This window comes from Bradyrhizobium sp. th-b2 (genome assembly GCF_000426785.1).
GTDB classification, from domain to species: Bacteria; Pseudomonadota; Alphaproteobacteria; order Rhizobiales; family Xanthobacteraceae; genus Bradyrhizobium; species Bradyrhizobium septentrionale.
Genome location: NZ_AUGA01000013.1, coordinates 1 through 15,662 on the forward strand (window position 1 = coordinate 1; position 15,662 = coordinate 15,662).

Genomic DNA, 15,662 nt, shown 5'->3' on the forward strand with positions numbered 1-15,662 from the left:
GAGCGTGATATCCGGCTTCGCTGTCACTGCCTCCAGAATCAATTGCGAATGCGCTTCGATGCGCTGCGATTTGCGGTCACCGCCCTGGCGTTTAGGAACGATGTCGCCAACTTCCTTGAGGCGACCGCGCCAGCGGATCGCACTGGCCGCGCTGACACCAAAGCGCTCAGCAGCCTGTCGACAGGACATGCCACCGTCAATCGCGGCTATAACCCTTTGACGAAGATCAACCGAAAGCGCCCTGGCCATACATGCTGGCCTCCCTCGCCAGCATGCAGCTTGAATCTGACTCGCGCCGTTTTGGGAATCCCCACCCGATTCATTCCGGTCGGAAAATGCTCTAGCTTAATTGTGACTCTTCCGAACCGGGGGAGGTTGCTGTGCTTTCAGAGAAATTTTTTCTCTTTCTTGAAACACTCATGAGCCACGCCGACGACGACAATCCGGTCGTGGTCAGCAGCGTGCCGCATATTCCGATTACTCAGGAAACAGCTTTGCGCGACGCTGAAGCCGGCGCGTCGTCGGAGCCCGTTTCGCCCGATGACGAAGTCCGACCTCCGATGCCCTGATGGCGCGGTGGACTCACCGCGCATCGAGCTAGCCTCCAGGAAGAGGCGCGGCCGATGACTGCCGCTGCCAAACTCACCGGCCCCAGAATGCCGGCGTCGTCTTGAACCGCCGCCAACTCTTGCGCAGCGTCTTCGCCACCGCGATCTGATCGCGGGCCAGCCAGCCGGCCATCGCGCCGATGCCGAGATGAAGCGCAGGCTGGTCGTCCTGCCGGATGGCATGGAGCAGCGTGCGCGTGCTTCCGATGTCGCACACCCGCCCGAGACTGGCCTGCAGCCCGGCGAGCCGCTTCACGTAGCGCTTCGCCGGCGCGTGCGCGGCATAAAGCGGCAGGAAGAATTCCGCCGCATAGCGCAGCTTCTTGAGGTTGATTCTGAGATTGTGCTGCGCATGGATATCGAGCCGCCGGAAGCGCGCCCCACGCTTCAACGTCTTGCGATGCAATCGTTCCAGGATTTTGTCGGCGAGCACGGGCATTGGTTGCGACAGGACGGCCAGCGCTTCGCTGTCGATCTCGTTGCGCCAGCTGCGGCGTTCCACCACCTGCCCCAGCGAGAGCAGGAAGCGGCTGCAACGGGGATCGGCCAGAACGCCATGCAAGGCGCCGTAGCTCGACTTCCGCTGCTGTTCGACCGCCTGGCGGAGGCCATCCAGGTCGATATCCGGAGCCGCGCCGGCCAGGCGGGCGATCGTCTCCTTGGCGAAGACGTCCCAATCCCGGGCCCGGCCGAGTTGCCGCATCAGCCATTGTGCTTCGGTGTTGACCGCCAGAAATGCCGGCGACGGAATGTCGCGCCGGAACAGCGCACAGATCGTCCGCAAGCGCCGCAGGGCCACCCGCATCTGGTGCACGCCTTCGGGGTCCGATCCCTGCTCGGCCACCGCGTGGTTTTTCAAAAGATGATGCCAGCAGGAGCCCACCAGCAGTGCGATGACGTCGTCGACCACAAGCTCCGCCGTGATGCCTGACAACTCGGCTTTTGCTGCCGATGGCGCGACATCAAACGCAAGCGCATAGCCGCGTTCCGCCTTGCTGCGCGTGCCAATCTGCAGCGGCGCAGCGTCGAGCAGCTGCGCTCCGAGATCGAACAGGACGCCGGCATTGCCGCTCTTCAGTTCAAGCTCGATTTCCGACAGGACCTCCTGGCGCGCATCGGCCTCGATCGTCCCCTCATCGAATGCGACTTCAACCGACGCATCGGGCAGATCGAGCTGCCGCGCGTGCCGGCGCACCTTGGTCGCGAAAACCGCCACCAGCGCGTCGTTGCTCAGCGCCGCCACGGGATCGCCGACCTCGTCGACGGGGAGTCGCGCCAGATCAGGGGCGATGCCTTCAACCGGCGCTTCCCATTGGCGTCGCATCAGAGGCTGCGCGCCATTCGGTGAAAGCTTCAGCGTCTGGATGAAGGTCTTGCCGCTGCGTCGCACGCGCAAGGACATGCCATGCTGAAACAGCAGTCGCTCCGGCGTGTCGTAATAGACCGTATCAAGCCGGTGAAACGCGCCGCGATTGCGCGCATGCTGCACGATGCAGGGTGCCTCGCGCAGTTTTTCGAGGCTTCCTTGCGGCGCAAGCAGCTTGAGTTCGATTTCCGCCTGATCGCCATGCCCGACGGCAATGGCACTGCCCGCATCAATCACGACCGGCTGCCGCTCATTCAATGATATCGCCCCCAGCTTGGTGTATGAAGGTTTCATGACAATGACAAGGCATATCCCTTGCACGGCAGCGTGCATTGCCACGAATTGTGCCTGAACTCACGCGGTGAAGTTGAAGTGGGTTGCGCCGCCATCCAAGGGCGAGAAACGCGCGCCACGCGTTTTCGATGCTTGTTCATCCAACGCAAGCAACAGGTTCCAGGATATCAGGCCGGGACCGCGAGCCCGCGCGCCTGACGCGCGATGCATTGTGCACGCGACGCGGTCAGCCCGACCGCCGCGACAGTACCTGTTTGAGCAGCGGCTCGATCCGCGACAGCTCGTCGAGATGAACCGTAGACAGTTCGGCGAGATGATCGGCCGCAAGGCCGGTTAGTTTCAGCAGCACTCGCCGCTGGTCGGCGGGATCGAGCACGCGCTCGACCAATCCGGCCTCGGACAGCCGGTCGACCAGCTCGACCGTGGTATGGTGACGCAGCCGCAACCGCTCGGCCAGATCGCCGATCGTGACCGGCCCGCCGCCGGAATATCCCTTGATCGCCAGCAGGGCCTGATGCTGCCGCGGCGTCAGCCCCTCGGCCTTCGCGGCGTCCTGGCTGAACTCCAGAAAACACCGGATCAGATAGCGAAACTGCGACAGCGCCTCGTAATCGGCCTGGCTGGGAACCCGCTTCCGGTTCCTGGCCGGCGATTTCGCAGGCCTTTTCAACGCTGCCATTCGATGTCTCCCGCTTGTAATTATATCGCAATGCGATATGACGCCCGGCGTCCACTTCGTCAGAGCCTTACGCCACCCATGAGCGTCATTTCCACCAAATCGAGCGCCTCCGCCGACAACGCCTCCAAGATCGGCGACAAGGCCAGTCACCTTCTGAGCGATTTCACCACCGATCCGCGGGTCGTGGTGATCTCGGCGATCGCCGTGTTTGTCGCCGGCGCCGGCGTGCTGGCCGGGGCGGGACTGCTGCAACTGATCAAGCTCGCCACCAACATCGCCTATTTCGGCCGGTTCAGCTTCGCCGATCTGAAATTGCAGGATTCGCCGCTCGGTCTCTGGACCGTGCCGGTCGCGGGCGCGCTGATCATCGGCCTGATGGCGCGCTTCGGCAGCGAGAAGATCCGCGGCCACGGCATTCCGGAGGCCATCGAGGCGATTCTGCTCGGCCGTTCCCGGCTCGACCCCAAAGTGGCGATCCTCAAGCCATTGTCGTCGGCGGTGTCGATCGGCACCGGCGGTCCGTTCGGCGCCGAGGGCCCGATCATCATGACCGGCGGCGCGATCGGCTCGCTGATCGCGCAGATGCTTCCGGTGACGGACAACGAGCGCAAGACCCTGCTGGTGGCTGGCGCCGCCGCCGGCATGACCACGGTGTTCGGCACACCGATCGCCGCGATCATGCTCGCCGTCGAACTGCTGCTGTTCGAGTGGACGCCGCGCAGCTTCATTCCCGTCACCGTCGCCGCCGTGGTGGCCGCGGTCGGACGCACCTTCCTGCACATGCCGGCGCCGCTGTTCCCGTTCACGGGCGGCGTCGACATCTCGGTGCTGCAGCTCGGCGCCTGGATGCTGATCGGAATCCTCTCGGGGCTGCTGTCAGGCGTGCTCACTCAGCTGGTTTATGGCTGCGAGGACATTTTCCTGAAGCTGCCGATCCACTGGATGTGGTGGCCGCTGATGGGCGGCCTGGTCGTGGGCCTCGGCGGGCTCATCGAACCCCAAGCGCTCGGTGTCGGCTATGACAATCTTGCCGCAATGCTGAGCGGCGAGGTGGTGCTGAAGGCCGCACTGCTGCTGCTCGTGGTGAAGGCCGTGATCTGGTCGGTCGCGCTCGGCTCGGGCACGTCGGGCGGCGTGCTGGCGCCGCTGCTCATCATGGGCGGCGCGATGGGAACGGTGCTGAGCGGCTATTTGCCTGCCGCGAGCCCCGGCTTCTGGGCGCTGCTGGCGATGGCGGCGACGATGGGCGGCACTATGCGCTCGCCCTTGACCGCGACCTTCTTCGCCGTCGAGCTCACCGGCAACACCCATGTGCTGCTGCCGCTGATCGCGGCCTGCGGCACCGCGCATGGCGTCACGGTGCTTTTGATGCGGCGGTCGATCCTGACGGAGAAGGTCGCGCGGCGCGGCCATCATCTGGTGCGCGAGTACCGCGTCGATCCCTTCGCGCTGACGCGCGTGCGCGACGTGATGACCAAGGCGGTCGAGACCGTTTCCGACACCATGACGCTGCACGGCGCGGCAGCCTTCCTGACCAACCCGAAGACCGGTCATCCGAGCTTTCCGGTCGTCGATGCCAACCATCACGTGCTCGGGGTGATCGACCCGCCGTCCGTGCTGCGCTGGCGCCGCGCCGGCAAGCATCGCACCACGACGCTGAGCCAGCTGCTGGCGGGGAGCAAGATCACCGTCGCCTATCCCGATGAATATCTCGACCGGCTCGCCGACCGCCTGATGCAGGTCAACGTCTCGCATCTGCCGGTGATCTCGCGCGACGATCAGCGCCTGGTCGGCTATATCGGCTGGAAGGACCTCATGCGGGTGCGCGCCAGGCTGCAGGCCGAGGAGACCCAGAAGACAGCCTTCTTCGGCGCCCGCTAGGTTTGCACGCGGCTGCCGCGGCGGCGGTCATCGACCCGTCGCGGAACAAATTTCCGCCGGGCGGTCGCATTCGATCCTCGCTGGCAAATCGTCGCCAGCGCATCCCAGAGCTTCATCGGCGATGGTTGACAGCATCAAGGGGGCACCCATGATGCCGGCAACCAAGAACAGCCTCGGGATGACACGCCATGACCTCGACCCCAGACCTCGTGATCCGCGGCGGCACCATCGCCGACGGCAAGGGCGGTGACCTCTATGAAGCCGATGTCGCGATCTCTGGCGGCAAGATCACCGAAGTCGGCAAGGTCTCCGCAAAAGGCAGGGAAGAGATCGACGCCAAGGGCAAGCTGGTCGCGCCCGGCTTCGTCGACGTCCACACCCATTACGACGGTCAGGTGACCTGGAGCCAGGACATCACGCCGTCGTCGCAGAACGGCGTCACCACGGCGATCATGGGCAATTGCGGCGTCGGCTTCGCGCCGTGCCGGCCGAGCGATCACGTCAGGCTGATCCAGCTGATGGAAGGCGTCGAGGATATCCCGGAGCCGGTGCTGAGCGCCGGCATTCCCTGGGCATGGGAAAGCTTCCCCGACTACATGGAGTGGCTGTCGAAGCGCAGCTTCGACATGGACATCGGCGCACAGCTGCCGCATGCGGCGCTGCGCGTCTATGTGATGGGCGAGCGCGGCGCGCGCCGCGATCCCGCAACGCCTGACGACAACAAGGCGATGGCGGCGCTCGCCGGCGACGCAGTACGATCAGGCGCGCTGGGTTTCTCGACCTCGCGCACGCTCAACCACCGCACCTCGACAGGTGACTACACGCCGACCTTGAAAGCCGGCGAAGATGAATTGACCGCGATCGCCGGCGCGATGCACGGCGTCGGCCGCAGCGTGCTGCAATTCGTGCTCGACCAGAGCACCGTGCACGAAGATCTGCCGATGATGCTGCGGGTCGCTGAAAACACAAAGTGCCCGATCTCGTTTTCGGTGGCGCAGGCCGACAAGGCGCCGCGGCGCTGGCGGCAGACCATGGACACCATCAACGAAGCCGCCGCGCGCGGCCTGTCGATCACGACCCAGATCGCCGCGCGGCCGGTCGGGCTATTGCTCGGGCTGGAATTGTCGCGCAACCCGTTCCAGACCCATCCGAGCTACCGTGCCATTGCAAAGCTGCCGCTGGCCGAACGGCTGACCCATCTGCGCCGGCCCGAGGTGCGCGCAGCGATCCTGAGCGAAAGCGCGACGGCGACTGACGATCCGCTGTTCTTCCGGCCGAACTACGACAAGATGTATCTGTTGGGCAATCCGCCGGACTATGAGCAGCCGCCGGAGAACGCGCTCGGCCCGCAGGCGCGGCGCCAGGGCCGGCAGCCGGAAGAGCTCGCCTATGACGCGATGCTGACCGACGAGGGCCGCGGGATGCTCTATGTGCCGTTCCTGAATTATGCCGACGGCAATCTCGATGCCGTGCATGAGATGCTGCGCGAGCCGAGCGCCGTGCCCGGCCTGTCCGATGGCGGCGCGCATTGCGGCATCATCTGCGACGCCAGCTTCCCGACCTATCTGCTGACGCACTGGACGCGGGACCGCAGCCGCGGCGAGAAGCTCTCGATCCCGTTCGTGATCGCGGCGCAGTCGCGCAAGACCGCGCTGTCGGTCGGCCTGCATGATCGCGGCGTGATCGCCCCTGGCTTCAAGGCCGACGTCAACGTGATCGATTACGACCGCCTGCATCTGCATCCGCCGAAGGTGCATTACGACCTTCCGGTCGGCGGCCGCCGCCTGCTGCAGCAGGTCGACGGCTACGACGCCACCATCGTGTCCGGCGTGGTGACCCAGCGCGAAGGCAAGGCCACCGGCGCGCGACCGGGCAAGCTCGTGCGCGGCGCGCAGCGGTTGAACTGACAAAAGGCCGTCGCGGCAAACTCCCGCCTCTCCCCTTGTGGGAGAGGCCGGATCGCATGCAGCGGAGCGCAATGCGATCCGGGTGAGGGGTTGCGGTCTCTCAAGGGACTGAGTTCGCTGAGGCAAACCATTCACCCGGATTTCCCGCTGACGCGCGAAATCCGGCCTCTCCCACAAGGGGAGAGGCGAAGTGGAGCGAGTTGCTAGAGCCGCCCCGCCTTACGTCGGCGACATCGCGCCTTTGATCGTGCCCGCCGGCTGCGCCGTGCCCGTCAGCCGCGCGCGCTCGGTGTTGGGCCACAGCAGCAGCAATCCGAGCACGCCCGAGCCCACCATGATCGCGGCGTTGATGGTGAAGCCGGTCATGTAGCCCGCCATCGGCGTGGCGGCGTGCTGGATCACGTTGCCCATCACCATCGGCGCCAGGATGCCGGAGATGGTGTACAGCGCGCCGTAGATCGCGATCACGGCGCCGCGCTGCGACACCGGCGTGAACTCGCCGAGCATCGGCGGGCACACCACATAGATCGAGCCGCACAGGCCGGAGCCGATCACCAGGAGCGCGATCATCAGCCCGCCCGGCGGCGCATAGGGCAGCGTCGCGAGAATGCAGCCGCCGACGATCAAGGGCGTCGCGCCGAGCACGCCGCGCGCGCCGCGGGTGGTGAAGCCGCGCGCCAGCATCAGCTGCGAAATCCACCCCGTCAGCAGCACGATGGTCGCGCCGAAGATCCAGGGCAGGATCGAGACGAAGCCGGCCTGCTGCTGCGAAAAGCCGAGTCCTTCGATGATGAAGGAGGTGAACCAGGTCAGCCCGAGCGACAGCGCCCAATAGGCGCCGAAGGTCGCGACCACGCAGCCGATGAAGGTGCGCGAGGTCAGGAGCTTCCTGTAGGGAATCCGCTGCTCGTCGGCGACGGCGGCCGCTGTCGACACCAGCGGCCCTTCCTTGCCGAACGCGAACCAGGCGACGGTCCAGATCAGGCCGACGATGCCGAGCGCGCCGAAGGCGTGATGCCAGCTGTGATTGACGATGATCCAGTTCAGCGCGGGCACCGCGAGGATCACGCCGAACGCCGAGCCCTGCGACAGGATCGCGGTCGGCAGCGTGCGCTTCTCATCCGGAAACCATTTGTAGATAGCGTGCGCGGCGACCGCGAAGGCCGGTCCCTCGCCGGCACCGAGGATGATGCGGCAGATCACCAGCGTCGTGTAGCTGACGGTGCCGATCATCGGAAATTGCGCCAGCGACCAGATCACCGCCAGGATCAGCAGCACCCAGCGCGTATCGACGCGGTTGACGATGAAGCCGACCACGATCGCCGAGATCGAGAACAGGATGAAGAAGGCCGAGCCGAGATCGCCGAATTGCTCCGGGGTGAGACCCATCTCCTTGCGGATCGGTACGCCGGCGAGCCCGACCACGATCTTGTCCGCAAAGTTCACCACCATGAACAGGAACAGCAGGAAGGTGATTGTCCAGGCGCCTTTGGGCGTCCCCTTCGACATCCCTCCGGGCGTCGGTTGCGTGGTCATGTCTGGCTCCCCGTCGTTTCGTTTTTTGGCTTCGTAAAATCGGCCCCAATTGGCGATGCTAGCCACGCCTCGCCGAGCAACGCAACAACGCATTTTCCCGGGGTCGCACGCCCCGGCGCGCCGCTAACGGCCCGATCACGATCGCGTCGTCACGCCCGTGAAGCGGTGATCTGTCATGTCCTCCCTGCTATGTTCGGGGCCAACGAAAAGCCCGGGGTTATTTCATGAACAAATCGATCCTACGCGCGGCCGCCTGCGTTGCACTTGTGTCCGCCGCGCTGCTCGCCGTGCCTCAAGTCCGCGCACAGGATGCGGCCGCTCCCGACTATGCGGCAATCGTCGCCGCGCCCGACCGCAGCGATGCGGATCGCCAGGTCGACCAGCGCCGCCAGCCGGCCAAGATGCTCGCCTTTGCCGGCGTCAAGCCCGGCATGACCATCCTCGACATGGCGGCGAGCGCCGGCTACAGCACCGAACTGTTGGCGCGCACCGTCGCCCCGTCGGGCAAGGTCTACGCGCAGGATTCCGCAGCCGTCCTCGAGCGCTTCGTGAAGGACAAGTTCGACATTCGCGCGAAGGCGCCCGCGATGAAGAACGTCGTCCATGTGGTGCGGGACTATGACGACCCGATCCCGCCCGAGGCCCAAAACCTCGACATGATCACCTTCTTCTTTTTCTATCACGACATCACCTATCTGCCGGTCGACCGCGCCGCGATGAACAAGAAGATGTTCGCCGCGCTCAAGCCGGGCGGCTTTCTGGTGATCGCCGACCACTCGGCCAAGCCGGGCGACGGCACCAATGTCGCCAAGACGCTGCACCGGATCGAGGAGAGCACGTTGAAGCAGGAGATCGAGGCCGCCGGCTTCAAGCTGGTGGCCGAGGGCGATTTCCTGCATCATGCGGAGGACCCCAAGGACATTCCCGTCTTCAAGGCACCGGTGCCGATCGACGAGTTCGTCCTGAAATACCAGAAGCCTTGAATGAGGCACGGCCATCGCTTCATCTGACCAGACCGCCGCGGTGCTTCGCGTCACCGGCCTGACCAAGAGTTATCGCTCTGCCGGCGAAGACGTCGCGGTGCTGCGCGGCGTCGACCTCGCGGTTGCGACTGGCGAGAGCGTCGCGCTGTCGGGTGAATCCGGCAGCGGCAAGAGCACGCTGCTGCATCTGATCGCAGGGCTCGATGCCGCCGACGGCGGCGAGATCAGGCTCGCCGATACCGTCGTCTCCCAGCTCAACGATGCCGGCCGCGCCGAGCTGCGCCGCGACCGGCTCGGCCTCGTGTTCCAGCAGTTCAACCTGATCCCGAGCCTGACGGTTGCCGACAACCTGGTGTTCCAGTCGCGCATCGCCGGCCGCCACGATGCCGCCTGGCATGACGAGTTGGTCGAGCGACTCGGGCTGAAAACCCTCCTGAAGCGCTATCCCGAGCAATTGTCCGGCGGCCAGCAGCAGCGCGTCGCGATCGGCCGTGCGCTGGCGCCGAAGCCGTTGTTGCTGCTCGCCGACGAGCCGACCGGCAATCTCGACGAGGACACTGCCGACGAGGTGCTGCGACTTGCGCGCGATCTGGTGACGCGCACCGGCTGCGGCTTCCTGATGGTCACCCACAGCGCGCGGCTCGCCGCAACGCTCGACCGCCAGGTCAATCTGCATGCCGGAGTAATTGCGTGAGGCGCGCGCTCTGGATCCTCGCCGTGCTGCTCAGCCATTGGCGGCGGCATCCGATGCAACTCGCGACGCTGCTGATCGGGCTGATCTCGGCGACCGCGCTGTGGAGCGGCGTGCAGGCGCTGAACCAGCAGGCCCGCATCGCCTATGACCGCGCCGCCGCGACCTTCGGCGGTTCGCGCACCGCGATGCTGGTCGCCAGCGACAGCGCGACCTTCCCGCAAAAACTGTTCGTCGATCTGCGCCGCGCCGGCTGGCCGGTGTCGCCGATGTTGGAAGGCCGCGTCCAGATCGACGGGCGCGGCTTCCGCATGCTCGGCGTCGAGCCGGTGACCCTGCCGTCCGAGGTCGGCAACGCGCCGACGATCGGCCGCGGCAACCTGCAATCCTTCGTCACGCCTCCAGGCGAAATGCTGGTGGCGCCTGAGACGCTGCGCGATCTCGGCTTCAAGGAAGGCGAGCGGCCGCAGGCCAACGGCATGAGCTTGCCGCCGCTGCGCGTGCAGGCCGAGCTCGCGCCCGGCGCGCTGGTCGTCGACATCGGCATCGCGCAGGACATCCTGAAAATGCCCGGACAAGTCTCGCGCCTGCTGGTCGGCAAGGCCAAAGCGCCGCATGGCACGCTTGAGAGCGTGGCGGGTGACAAGCTGCGTCTGGTCGAGCCGAGCACGGAGAGCGACCTCGAACGCCTGACCGACAGCTTCCATCTCAACCTTACCGCCTTCGGCCTGCTGTCGTTCTTCGTCGGCCTCTTCATCGTCAACTCCGCAATCGGGCTCGCCTTCGAGCAGCGGCTGCCGATGCTGCGGACGCTGCGCGCCTGCGGCGTCTCGGCGCGGATGCTCAACACCGTGCTGGTGATCGAGCTGGTGTCGCTGGCCCTGATCGCCGGTCTCATTGGACTGGTATGCGGCTATTTCATCGCGGCGGCTTTGCTGCCGGATGTCGCAGCGTCCCTGCGCGGGCTCTATGGCGCGCAGATTCCGGGACAGCTGTCGCTCAAACCCGTCTGGTGGTTCGCCGGCATCGCGATCAGCATTTTCGGCGCGCTCGCCGCGGCGGCCGCGAGCCTCGCCAAGGCGATCCGGATGCCGGTGCTGGCGACCGCGCAGCCGCAGGCCTGGCAGCAGGCGCAGCGGCGCTGGCTCATGCTCCAGAGCGCGGCGGCGCTCGCGGTGTTTGCGGTCGCCGCCGGCCTGATCCAGTTCGGCGATTCCCTGATCGCGGGCTTTGCCGTGCTGGCCGCGCTGATGCTCGGCGCAGCGCTGATCCTGCCGATGGTCCTGCAAATCGCGCTCGCATTCGGCCAGCGTAGCGCGCGAGCGCCTGTTAGCATCTGGTTCTGGGCCGACAGCCGCCAGCAATTGTCGGGCCTGTCGCTGGCGCTGATGGCGCTGCTGCTCGCACTCGCCGTCAATGTCGGCGTCGGCACCATGGTGGAAAGTTTTAGCCGCACCTTCCTGGTCTGGCTCGATGGCCGGCTCGCCGCCGACGTCTATATCAGCGCCGCCAGCGATACCCAGGCGAAGGAGATCAAGGCATGGCTGCGCGACCGGCCTGAGGTCGAGGCGATCCTGCCCGGCGGCCGCGCCGACGCCCAGCTCGGCGGCGCGCCGATCGAGGTGCTCGGCCTGCCCGACCACACCACCTATCGCGACAACTGGCCGCTGCTCGAGAGCACCGCCAATGCTTGGGTCAGGCTGCGTCCGGGCGACACTTGTCTGGTCAGCGAGCAGCTGTCGCGACGGATGAAGCTTGGCCTCGGCGACCACATCGAAGTGCCCGCCCCCGGCGGCACCTGGCCGCTCGAGATCGTCGGCATCTATGCCGATTACGGCAACCCCAAGGGCCAGATCGCGGTCAACTTTGCCGCGCTGACGCGGCGCTTCCCGCAGACGCCGATGACGCGGATGGGCCTGCGCGTCGCGCCCGACAGGATTGCGCCGCTGATCACGGCGCTGCAGGAGAAATTCGGCCTCGACGACCGCAACGTCGCCGACCAGGCCAGGATGAAGACGGAATCCAGGCGGGTGTTCAACCGCACCTTCTCGGTCACCGCGGCGCTCAACGCCTTCACCCTCGGCGTCGCCGGCATTGCGCTCCTGACCAGCCTCTTGACGCTCGCCAATTCACGGCTGCCGCAGCTTGCGCCGCTGTGGGCGATCGGCCTGACGCGACGGCGGCTCGCGGCGCTCGAACTGCTGAAAACCATGGCGGTCGCGGCGATCACCGCGCTGTTCGCGCTGCCGCTCGGCCTGCTGGTCGCGTGGTGCCTGCTTGCGATCGTCAATGTGAAAGCGTTCGGCTGGCGGCTGCCGTTCCAAATCTTCCCGCTGCAGCTGATCGAGCTGCTCGCGGTGGCGATGGCCGCCGCGCTCTGTGCGGCGGCGATGCCGGTCGCTAGACTGGCGCGCATGCAGCCGGCCAGCCTGATCCGGATCTTCGCCAATGAGCGCTAGCGGCACCATCACGCGCCGTGCGTTTGCCGGCGGCGCGCTGGCGCTTGCCCTTGGCGGCAAGAGTTTTGCGCAGGGCTTTGCCGGGCTCGGCGAGAATGCCGAGGGATTTGCCGCCGTCACGCCGGGCAAGCAGTTCACGTTTCCCGCCGATCATGGCCCGCATCCGGAATTCCGGATCGAGTGGTGGTACGTCACCGCGAACCTGTCCGACTCGAATGGCGCAGCCTATGGCACGCAGTGGACGCTGTTCCGCCAGGCCATGAAGCCGGGCGGAGCGGTCGAGGGCTGGGCCAACCAGCAGGTCTGGATGGGCCATGCCGCCGTGACCAGCGCCACCACGCATCGCTTCAGCGAGACCTTTGCGCGCGGCGGCGTTGGGCAGGCCGGTGTCGACGCCACGCCGTTCCGCGCCTGGATCGATGCCTGGGAAATCCGCGGCCTCGATGCGTTCGATGCGCAGACCGTCGCGCCGCTCGAGCTCAAGGCCTCTGCCGCCGACTTCAGCGCCACGCTCCGGCTTGCCGCCGACCGTCCGCTCGTGCTGCAGGGTGATCATGGCTACAGCCGCAAGTCGGATCGCGGACAGGCCTCCTATTACTACAGCCAGCCGTTCTACAAGGCGTCCGGCCGCATCGTGATCGACGACAGACCGGTCGAGGTCACAGGCATGGCGTGGATGGACCGCGAATGGAGCAGCCAGCCGCTCGCATCAGACCAGACCGGCTGGGACTGGTTCTCGCTGCATCTGCCCGGCGACGAGAAGCTGATGCTGTACCGGCTGCGCCAGAAGGACGGCCGCGAGAACCTGTTCGGCAACTGGATCACGCCGGACGGCCGCTCGACCGAGATCGCGGCCAGCGGCAACAGCATCGCGCCGGTTGCGATCACCGAGATCGACGGCCGCAAGCTGCCGACATCGTGGCGCGTCAGCCTGCCTGCGCGCGGCCTTGTCATCGAGACCACGCCGCTCAATCCAAAGAGCTGGATGGGAACCAGCTTCCCCTATTGGGAAGGCCCGATCCGCTTCACGGGAAGCCACGCCGGAATCGGCTATCTTGAGATGACCGGGTACTAGGGCGGAATGAGTTTGAATCAGCTGGGCGGCAAACGCACTGCACCTCTCCCGCTTGCGGGGGAGGGAATGCAGTTCCGACGTCGCTGATAATCGCTCTGCCCGTCACACCGGTCGCTGCTGCCCCGTCATGACATCGGGGCCAACGGAACAAGAGGACACGCCTGACATGTACCACTACACGGCCATCGTCACCTGCCTTGCCGTCGCGTTCTATTTCTTCACCTCGATCGAGGTCGCGCGCGCCCGTGTCGCCTATGGCGTCAAGCTGCCGGCGATCTCGGGCCATCCGGATTTCGAGCGCATCTTCCGCATCCAGATGAACACGCTGGAATGGATGCCTATCTTCCTGCCGTCGCTCTGGCTGTTCGCGATCTATGTCAGCGACGCCGCAGCCGCAGCCATCGGCGCGCTCTGGGTGATCGGCCGCATCGTCTACTTCACCGGCTATCGCGAGGCGGTGGCAAAGCGCAGCCGCGGTTTTGGCATCCAGGCAACCGCGTGCATCGTGTTGTGGGTCGGCGCGATCGGCGGCGCGGTGTGGCGGCTGATCCATTGAGGGCGCCACATACTCCGCCGTCGTCCCGGCGAACGCCGGGACCCATAACCACAAGGCAAGGTAATTGACGGGACTAACGGCCCCAGCTTGCTAAAACGACATCCGCTGGTGGTAATGGGTCCTGGCTTTCGCCAGGACGACACCACCATTGGATGCGCGCGTTACTTCGTCAGCGGGCAGCCGCTCTCCTTGGCGCTGAAGAACGCCTTGTCGCCAGGCACCACGGCGAGCTGCTTGTAATAGTCCCACGGCTTCTTCGATTCCGACGGCTTCTTGACCTCGAACAGATAGAGGTCGTGGACCATGCGGCCGTTGGCGAGCACCTTGCCCTTGGCAAAGGCGTCGTCGACCGGCAGCTCCTTCAGCTTCGCCGCGACCGCTTCGCTGTCCTTGGTGCCGGCCGCCTTCACGGCCTTGAGGTAGCTCAGCGTCGCCGAATAGGTGCCGGCATGGATCATGCTCGGCATGTGGCCGGTGCGCTTGATGAAGCGCTCGCTGAAGGCGCGCGAGGCGTCGTCGTGATCCCAATAGAAGCCCTCGGTGAGCACGAGGCCTTGGGCCGCCTCCAGCCCGAGACCGTGCACCTCCGACAGCGTCATCAAGAGGCCGGCGAGCTTCTGGCCGCCCCTGACGATGCCGAACTCGGCGGCCTGCTTGATCGAGTTGGTGGTGTCGAGCCCGGCATTGGCAAGCCCGATGATCTTCGACTTCGAGCTCTGCGCCTGCAGCAGGAACGACGAGAAGTCCGACGAGTTGAGCGGCACGCGGACCGAGCCGACCACCTTGCCGCCCTTCGAGGCGACGATGTCGCTGGTGTCCTTTTCCAGCGCGTAGCCGAAGGCGTAGTCGGCGGTCAGGAAGAACCAGGTGTTGCCACCCGCCTCCGTCAGCGCGCCGCCGGTGCCGACGGCGAGCGCGCGAGTGTCATAGGCCCAATGGAAGCTGTAGGGCGTGCAGGCATCGCCCGAGATGCGCGAGGTCGCCGCGCCGACCACGATGTCGATCTTCTTCTTTTCCTTCGACAGCTCCTGCACCGCGAGCGCGACCGACGAGGTGGTGAGCTCGGTGATCATGTCGACGTTCTCGACTTCGTACCAGCGCCGCGCGATCGCGGTCGCGAGATCCGGTTTGTTCTGGTGGTCGGCGGTGACGATCTCGATCTTCTGGCCCAGCACCTCGCCGCCGAAATCCTCGACCGCCATCCGTGCCGCCTCGAGCGAATACTTCCCGCCGTAGTCGGCGTAGACGCCGGACTGGTCGTTCAGGATACCGATCTTGACGCCCTGGGCCATCGCCGGCGCCGCAAGCATCAGGCTGCACGCCGCAACCGCGGCCAAAAATCCCGACTTCATCGTTATGCTCTCCCAGCAGTCTTGATCAGGAAAAATCGGCGCGACATTATTTTATAACCCGGCGCCTGCCCATCCCTTCCCGCTCAGCCAATAGTATGGGCTCTCTCCGCGAGCACTTGCAGCTTCCCGTCACCCTGAGGAGCGCGGAACGCGCGTCTCGAAGGGTCGACGGCCCGGCTGGTGGCCGTGCACCCTTCGAGACGCCTGCTTCGCAGGCTCCTCCAGCGACAAAGGCGAAGCCTTTGCGCGGGGATGACGGGGAAGGACTTGCTTCT

13 protein-coding genes are annotated in these 15,662 nt (G+C 65.8%); 8 read left to right on the top strand and 5 right to left on the bottom strand.

Annotated features, from left to right (window positions below; genetic code table 11):
- On the bottom strand, positions 1-249 hold a 249-nt coding region (locus tag K359_RS0117045; protein WP_029080431.1), incomplete at its 3' end, for a helix-turn-helix domain-containing protein.
- Between the two features lie 131 nt (positions 250-380).
- On the opposite strand from K359_RS0117045, the gene K359_RS61290 reads away from it, so the two are divergent.
- Entirely contained in the window at positions 381-569 is a 189-nt protein-coding gene (locus tag K359_RS61290) for a hypothetical protein (RefSeq protein ID WP_156928535.1), read from the top strand.
- Between the two features lie 73 nt (positions 570-642).
- Here K359_RS61290 and K359_RS52215 read toward each other — a convergent pair whose 3' ends face one another.
- Entirely contained in the window at positions 643-2,307 is a 1,665-nt protein-coding gene (locus tag K359_RS52215) for a CYTH and CHAD domain-containing protein (RefSeq protein ID WP_084518422.1), read from the bottom strand.
- A gap of 187 nt (positions 2,308-2,494) precedes the next feature.
- Positions 2,495-2,947, bottom strand: coding sequence for a MarR family winged helix-turn-helix transcriptional regulator (locus K359_RS0117060; RefSeq protein ID WP_029080432.1), 453 nt, complete (start codon positions 2,945-2,947; stop codon positions 2,495-2,497).
- A 78-nt stretch (positions 2,948-3,025) separates the two neighbouring features.
- Between K359_RS0117060 and K359_RS0117065 the strand changes: the two genes are divergently transcribed.
- Positions 3,026-4,828 (top strand): chloride channel protein, encoded by a 1,803-nt coding sequence (locus K359_RS0117065; RefSeq protein WP_029080433.1) that lies wholly within the window; start codon positions 3,026-3,028, stop codon positions 4,826-4,828.
- A 188-nt stretch (positions 4,829-5,016) separates the two neighbouring features.
- Entirely contained in the window at positions 5,017-6,735 is a 1,719-nt protein-coding gene (locus K359_RS0117075) for an amidohydrolase family protein (protein ID WP_029080434.1), read from the top strand.
- Between the two features lie 219 nt (positions 6,736-6,954).
- On the opposite strand, the gene K359_RS0117080 is transcribed toward K359_RS0117075, so the two are convergent.
- A complete protein-coding gene (locus tag K359_RS0117080) occupies positions 6,955-8,271 on the bottom strand; it encodes an MFS transporter (protein ID WP_029080435.1) in 1,317 nt (438 codons plus the stop codon).
- Between the two features lie 224 nt (positions 8,272-8,495).
- Between K359_RS0117080 and K359_RS0117085 the strand changes: the two genes are divergently transcribed.
- The 5 genes from K359_RS0117085 to K359_RS0117105 all read left to right on the top strand — a co-directional run bounded on the left by K359_RS0117085 (position 8,496) and on the right by K359_RS0117105 (position 14,035).
- Positions 8,496-9,254 carry a class I SAM-dependent methyltransferase gene (locus K359_RS0117085; RefSeq protein ID WP_029080436.1) on the top strand — a complete coding sequence of 253 codons (759 nt, stop codon included), beginning with the start codon at positions 8,496-8,498 and terminating at the stop codon, positions 9,252-9,254.
- 40 nt (positions 9,255-9,294) lie between these two features.
- Complete coding sequence (locus tag K359_RS0117090; RefSeq protein WP_029080437.1) at positions 9,295-9,948, top strand: ABC transporter ATP-binding protein; 654 nt, start codon at positions 9,295-9,297, stop codon at positions 9,946-9,948.
- Positions 9,945-12,404, top strand: a complete 2,460-nt coding sequence (locus tag K359_RS0117095; RefSeq protein ID WP_029080438.1) for an ABC transporter permease — start codon at positions 9,945-9,947, stop codon at positions 12,402-12,404. Before K359_RS0117090 ends, K359_RS0117095 begins: the two co-directional genes overlap by 4 nt.
- A complete protein-coding gene (locus K359_RS0117100; protein WP_029080439.1) occupies positions 12,394-13,479 on the top strand; it encodes a lipocalin-like domain-containing protein in 1,086 nt (361 codons plus the stop codon). Before K359_RS0117095 ends, K359_RS0117100 begins: the two co-directional genes overlap by 11 nt.
- A 166-nt stretch (positions 13,480-13,645) precedes the next feature.
- Positions 13,646-14,035 (top strand): MAPEG family protein, encoded by a 390-nt coding sequence (locus K359_RS0117105; protein WP_029080440.1) that lies wholly within the window; start codon positions 13,646-13,648, stop codon positions 14,033-14,035.
- Between the two features lie 161 nt (positions 14,036-14,196).
- Here K359_RS0117105 and K359_RS0117110 read toward each other — a convergent pair whose 3' ends face one another.
- Positions 14,197-15,387: an ABC transporter substrate-binding protein gene (locus K359_RS0117110; RefSeq protein ID WP_029080441.1), complete on the bottom strand. Its 1,191-nt coding sequence runs from the start codon at positions 15,385-15,387 to the stop codon at positions 14,197-14,199.
- Positions 15,388-15,662 lie beyond the last annotated feature (275 nt).

Bases quoted from the DNA above. Each gene is read 5' to 3' on its own strand.
- K359_RS0117075 (WP_029080434.1), top strand. From the start codon at position 5,017: ATGACCTCGACCCCAGACCTCGTGATCCGCGGCGGCACCATCGCCGAC.
- K359_RS0117105 (WP_029080440.1), top strand. From the start codon at position 13,646: ATGTACCACTACACGGCCATCGTCACCTGCCTTGCCGTCGCGTTCTAT.
- K359_RS0117100 (WP_029080439.1), top strand. From the start codon at position 12,394: ATGAGCGCTAGCGGCACCATCACGCGCCGTGCGTTTGCCGGCGGCGCG.
- K359_RS0117060 (WP_029080432.1), bottom strand. From the start codon at position 2,947: ATGGCAGCGTTGAAAAGGCCTGCGAAATCGCCGGCCAGGAACCGGAAG.
- K359_RS0117110 (WP_029080441.1), bottom strand. From the start codon at position 15,387: ATGAAGTCGGGATTTTTGGCCGCGGTTGCGGCGTGCAGCCTGATGCTT.
- K359_RS0117065 (WP_029080433.1), top strand. From the start codon at position 3,026: ATGAGCGTCATTTCCACCAAATCGAGCGCCTCCGCCGACAACGCCTCC.
- K359_RS52215 (WP_084518422.1), bottom strand. From the start codon at position 2,307: ATGCACGCTGCCGTGCAAGGGATATGCCTTGTCATTGTCATGAAACCT.
- K359_RS0117085 (WP_029080436.1), top strand. From the start codon at position 8,496: ATGAACAAATCGATCCTACGCGCGGCCGCCTGCGTTGCACTTGTGTCC.
- K359_RS0117080 (WP_029080435.1), bottom strand. From the start codon at position 8,271: ATGACCACGCAACCGACGCCCGGAGGGATGTCGAAGGGGACGCCCAAA.